The 5,350-nt window shown below is 41.6% G+C and carries 4 protein-coding genes; all 4 read right to left on the reverse strand.

Features of this window, described 5'->3' with window-relative positions; all coding sequences use genetic code 11:
* Positions 1–182: 182 nt before the first annotated feature.
* Complete coding sequence (locus QT974_RS30585; RefSeq protein WP_333472137.1) at positions 183–950, reverse strand: Uma2 family endonuclease; 768 nt, start codon at positions 948–950, stop codon at positions 183–185.
* A 276-nt stretch (positions 951–1,226) separates the two neighbouring features.
* A complete protein-coding gene (locus QT974_RS30590; protein ID WP_333472138.1) occupies positions 1,227–2,345 on the reverse strand; it encodes a Rho termination factor (modular protein) in 1,119 nt (372 codons plus the stop codon).
* Between the two features lie 509 nt (positions 2,346–2,854).
* Positions 2,855–3,733 (reverse strand): ParB N-terminal domain-containing protein, encoded by an 879-nt coding sequence (locus QT974_RS30595; RefSeq protein WP_333472139.1) that lies wholly within the window; start codon positions 3,731–3,733, stop codon positions 2,855–2,857.
* Positions 3,734–3,739: 6 nt separating this feature from the next.
* Entirely contained in the window at positions 3,740–5,236 is a 1,497-nt protein-coding gene (locus QT974_RS30600; RefSeq protein ID WP_333472140.1) for an AAA family ATPase, read from the reverse strand.
* Positions 5,237–5,350 lie beyond the last annotated feature (114 nt).

Raw genomic sequence — 5,350 nt, forward strand, 5'->3', positions numbered from 1 at the left:
GTTGACAGTTGACAGTTGACAGTTGACAGTTGACAGTTGACAGTTGACAGTTTGACAGCTACCTCTACCCTTAAGTCCGAGGATTGGAGTAATTAATAGTCTAGATTTTAATTTCTCCCTCGAATGGAGAGGTTTTCAACCAATTCTTTCTAGTAAACCGCTGTTTTTGGCAAAGGCGGGCGCTAAATTGTATCGGGATCGATATTTAATTCTCGCAGTTTTGCGGCCAGGCGATCGGCTCTTTGAGCTTCTTCTCCGGCTCGCTGAGTCTCTGCATCGGCTCTTTGAGTCTCAATTTCTGCAACTTCTTCAGGAGTAGGAACCAGTTCATTTGCTGCTGTAAAGAAACGCAATTGTCCGCTACAAATTCCCAAACTCAAATCAAGCTGTTGACTCCGCAGATAGCCTAATTCATTCGGTGTAATTGGTTGATATTCCCCATCTACCAAATGAAACCCAGCTAATTCTAAAGTTTCGGGATCGAACCAAAAGTAATCGTGAGTTCGGAAAGTATCTTGATAGAGTTGTTTTTTAAAGTTTTTATCTATGTTCGCTGTTTTTGGCGACAGAATTTCAAGAATGATATTCGGGTACTTTCCGTCTTCATCCCAAACTACCCAGCTTTTCCTAGTTTTGCGTTCAGTTCCGAGTACCACAAAAAAGTCTGGGCCTCGGAAGTCTTTCGATTTAAGTTGCTTGGGGCTGTAATAAATAGTGAGGTTGCCAGCAGCATAGAAGTTGTTTCTATCTCGCCACAACCATTCTAGGCATTTGAACAGCAGCATTATTTGTCGGAGATGCAGTTCTGTTTCCACTTGAGGTTCATCACTATATAAATCGACTGGAGGAACGATAACATTTTCTGGTATTTCTTGTTCTGGTATTTCTGGTTCTGGTATTTCTTGTTCTGGTATTGCTTGGGGAGGAGCTAATTCTGCGGTTGCGGACATGGCTGCTTGGGGAGGAGTAAGAGGTGGTGTGTCTATTTTAGCAAGGTTTTTATATGAATAGGACTATTTATTCTGAAAGGGCGATCGCGCTTTTGGTCGAAAAGTGCGATCGAACACCAAACAATTAGTCTTTCAATATTACCAATTACAGAAAAAATTGGTTTAAAGCCGGAACCCTAATCGGGAGAAATTAACAGAAGACGATTCATTATTCCAATCTTCTTTCTTTGAGGTAGAGGTCGCCCTCAACTATCAACTGTCAACTGAATGAACGATTTATTTCCCGTCAGCTTCTCTGAGGGCTGCCAGAATTTCCGGTCGTTTCATGCGCGCGTAGCCCCGCACTTTTCGATCTTTGCCGATCGCCTTCAAGCGTCTGAGCGAAAGAGTATCATAGTCTTCCTCGTCTTCCTGCTGCTGCTGCTGGGGCGGAAACGGCAATTCTAACTGTAACTGCGGTAGCTGAGGTTTCGACTGCGCCTTCGACTGCTTCTGAGCCTGGGTTTTTGGCTGCCCCTTCGACTGCCTTGAAGGCTGTGTCTGGGGCTGGATTTCTGAGTGCGTCGCAGCCGCTCCCAGTTGGCGGCGGAGTGTAGCGATTTGATTTTTTAGGTCATTTTCCACATCTGCGATCGCATCGACCACAAACTGATTAATTATTAGAACTGTGCGCTCTAATTTTATTGACAGCAGTTTCTCTAGTTCATCCAACTGTTTCAACGCACCTTCAAGATTTATCTCAGAAATCACCGCAGATTTCGGAGAACTATCGCCACCAGATTGTTCAATTTTTTTAGCCAATTTATCTACCTTTTCGTGAAATGTTTTTTCAATTTGTTCGATTAGATGCTTAATCTGTTCTATTTTGTCACTCTCAAAGTTCTGCTCAGTTAGAACTTTTACTTGCTTTTTTAGCAAATCTTCATTTCTTTTAAGAGATTGTTCTATTTGTTTTGTTAGACTCTCTACTTTATTTTGAAATGATATCTCAAATTGTTGCAATAGATTCTCAAGTTGTGGAGTTTTCTGAGTCGGCTGCGGAGCTAAATGTTCCATTTCTGCTTGAGCCGCAACTACCTCCTCGTCGGTCATTTCAAAAACCCAGGCCCACATTTGCTCAATGCCGAGTTCTTTGGCAACAATACACCAATCTGAGCCGCAGACAACTTCGTATTCTTCTTCGTTGCTGTAGGCTTCAGTAGGACGTACAATTAAAGGAATTAAGTTGCTGCCTTGCTCGATGAGACTTCTCCTGAGAGCTTCCCGACGTTCGCGAGGGATTTCTCCCCCCTGAGTCTCTGGTACTGCAATTTGGGAAGTATAAATCTGACTGTGACTAATTGGCTTAATCCGCAAATATTCTACTATTCGGTTTTGATCTTGCGATCGATCCATCTTCTTACAAGTCCCCTTTTGTCATGAAAATCAGGTGTTTGGGTAATTATGTATATTTGGACTTTACAGCCTGCGTTGTAAGTACCACAGGACTAACCCAAGAAATCCAATTATAGGGTGCGAGACAAACACCTTACGGAGACTTTGGTTAGTTAAAGGATTTTATCCGCCTCAGTCTCCAAGTCTGGGAGAGATATCGCTGGCGTGCTGTACCTGTGCGGCTGGCTGTGGGGTGACAGCCCGGGCGATCGTGCAACGAGTGCTTCGCTAACGGCAAAACTGACTGCAATTCCTACAAAAAATCGACTGTGATGAGTTTAACTGGCTGGGGGACACAAATTATACACTGCTTCACTCATCTTTACTTTTTGTAGCATCCGGGCGATCGCAATTGCGAGTGATAAGTATTTTTACCTTAGTCAATTACCCGATCGTCAATCTGCTTTAAACTCTTGTGTAGCGTTGCTCCGAGCATCACCCCTAAAAAAGCAATTTAGACGACTCACAACTTATGAGTATTTTTGCCAGTAATCAATAATTTTAATCATTGTTTTGTCGGTCAACCCTTTAATACGTTCCACCACATTAGTAAATGACACAAACGACCGCACATCTCGCTCTTTGAGTATGAGTTGTATAACGGGAGCCTTCAGCAGCTTAGTATCTTCTAAATTCGCTTTCAGTTGAGCTGGATTTTGAGTATTCAGTGCGGCCAACAGCGACATTGGTTGACAAGTTACCTGTTCAAGTTCTGGTACCGCATCTACCAAACTGGGCTTTTCCGATGCAGGCTCTGATTTCAACTCATTAATTCTGTCAGCCAACTGGGCTTCGATTAACAGAGGTAATTGTTGGGAAATTAGGTTTTCAATTTCTTGTATTCTCTCAGCTAATACTTGTTTTTCACGGGCGTGTTCAGCCTTCAATTCATTGATTTGAATTTCTAACCGCGCTTCAATATTTGTCAGCCGCTGCTCTAAACTAGATGAGGATTCTAGAGTTTCAATTTCAACTGAAGCCTCAGTTATTGATTGCTCTTTGATAGTTTCAATTTCACCTAGATTCTCACTGATTGCGGTTTTTCTGAGGATTGCCAATTGTTCCAGGAGAAGTTCTTCATTTTCCGGTTCCAGAATGAATGCTCCGATTGTCTCGCCCTTGAGAGGTTGAATTTCTTTTGCTTTCGCCGCCGCGTAGTATTCAAAATTTCCGTCTACTATTTCGTAAGCATCCATACCGATGCGACGGACAATTATCGGATTAATCAAACCTCCTGCATCTAAAATTAGTCTGGCTAATTTATCCAAATCAGGCTCGGCAAAATTGGAACGGGGAACTGCGGAGCTAATTCTTTTGACTGCAACCAGTGACGGAGATAATTTTTTCATAAGTTTTTACTGACCTATTTTTACCAAAACTTCTTCCGCTAGCATTTCAAATTCTTGGGATGAAGTGCAATCCGGTTTAAAATCTAGCACCGAAATCGGATCGGCGATTTCCATATTTCCCACGATTTTAAATAATTCTGCACACTTTGCTAAATCCTCTCTCTCATAAATTACGCTGTCCATGATTTCCAGGCCGTAGCGTTTGGGAATTGCGTCCCTCCGCTTGGGCAAACTGTACTGTACAAATTTAAGATTAGGTGAGATTTTGCAAGGGAGGATGCCTAAAATTTCTAAAGGTTTTTTGCCAATTTGTTTTTTGAATCCATTAACTTTTTTAATAAAATCCTTGACATTAATCAATCCTTGATTGGCAAAAGGTTTTAAGTCAGAAGGAATAATTAAATAATCCGCAGCAATCAGGGCAACTCTGGCGAAAAAATTCAAAGATGGCGGCGTATCAATCAGTACAATATCGTACTTATCTTCTACTTCCGCTAGTTTTTGAATTAAAATCATGCGACTGTAATCTAGTTGATTTAGTTCCGTTTCATAGTACATTAAATCGATGTGGGAAGGAACTACATCGATTTTAGGATTGCAAAAATTAGACTCGCGGGCTACTTCGGCGATGGAGTAAAAATCCTCTGATTGCAAAACTTGAAGAATATTGCAATCTTTCAAATCATCTTGTTCTTCATCTTCAAATTTTACCAAACCAGTTGCAAAGGTTGTATTTGCCTGACTGTCTAAGTCTATGACTAGGACTCTTTTACCTTCCTTGCTCAGTGCTGCGGCTAAATTGACTACTGTTGTGGTTTTACCGACGCCGCCTTTGTTGTGGTAAACTGCTATGATTTTCATGTTTGGCATGGTTTTTAACACGATTAAATCTGGTGTGACTTCAATATTAACTGACAAGTTTTCAGCTATTTTTTCAGTGGCTAATATTTGATTTTGCTCGGGTTCTGGGGTGGCAGGATTGGTAAACTCTATAGGGATTTCGCTAATCAACTCAGGACTAACTAAATTAATTTGACTATCTTCGAGTTCGAGATTGTCTGTGTTTTTTACGAAATTCAAACTATCTCTACCAATTAAAGCGATAATTTCATCAATTTTAGTTTCAATATCTTGTCCGGCGCACTGAAAAACTAGCTGAATATCATCGCTGAGTCTTGCATAAATTCTAAGTTCTTTGCCGTTAGTTATGAGCCCGTAGCGGATGCTTAAACTTGTTAAGTAACGCTTGAGTTTTCGCAGATGGCGGTCTAAATTTTCCTTGGGATGTTTTGCTTCCATGACTAAACTCATGGGCGAGTCTGCATCGAGGACTATGGGGATAACTTGGGTGGCAAATGAGAGGAAGTCTAGGCGAATATTCCCAAAGGCAATTTCTTGGTGCCAAGTGTCGGGGGTATAGCCGAGTTTTGGCAACAAATAACTGACAATGAGTTTGCTTTCTACTTCGCTTTCGTTGCGACAGTTATTGGGATTGAAAATCATGTTTCATGAGTAATTGGTAATTGGTAATTGGTGTCAACTTAATGTCAAATCTAATCTACTGTTTGACTATTAGGCCCGCTGATCCCCCCTAGCCCCCCTTCCCAAGGGGGGGAC

Source organism: Microcoleus sp. BM001215392 (assembly GCF_036700185.1).
In the GTDB taxonomy this organism is placed as follows: domain Bacteria; phylum Cyanobacteriota; class Cyanobacteriia; order Cyanobacteriales; family Microcoleaceae; genus Microcoleus.

Coding starts and splice junctions, on each gene's coding strand:
- QT974_RS30585 (WP_333472137.1), bottom strand. CDS start 950: ATGTCCGCAACCGCAGAATTAGCTCCTCCCCAAGCAATACCAGAACAA.
- QT974_RS30590 (WP_333472138.1), bottom strand. CDS start 2,345: ATGGATCGATCGCAAGATCAAAACCGAATAGTAGAATATTTGCGGATT.
- QT974_RS30595 (WP_333472139.1), bottom strand. CDS start 3,733: ATGAAAAAATTATCTCCGTCACTGGTTGCAGTCAAAAGAATTAGCTCC.
- QT974_RS30600 (WP_333472140.1), bottom strand. CDS start 5,236: ATGATTTTCAATCCCAATAACTGTCGCAACGAAAGCGAAGTAGAAAGC.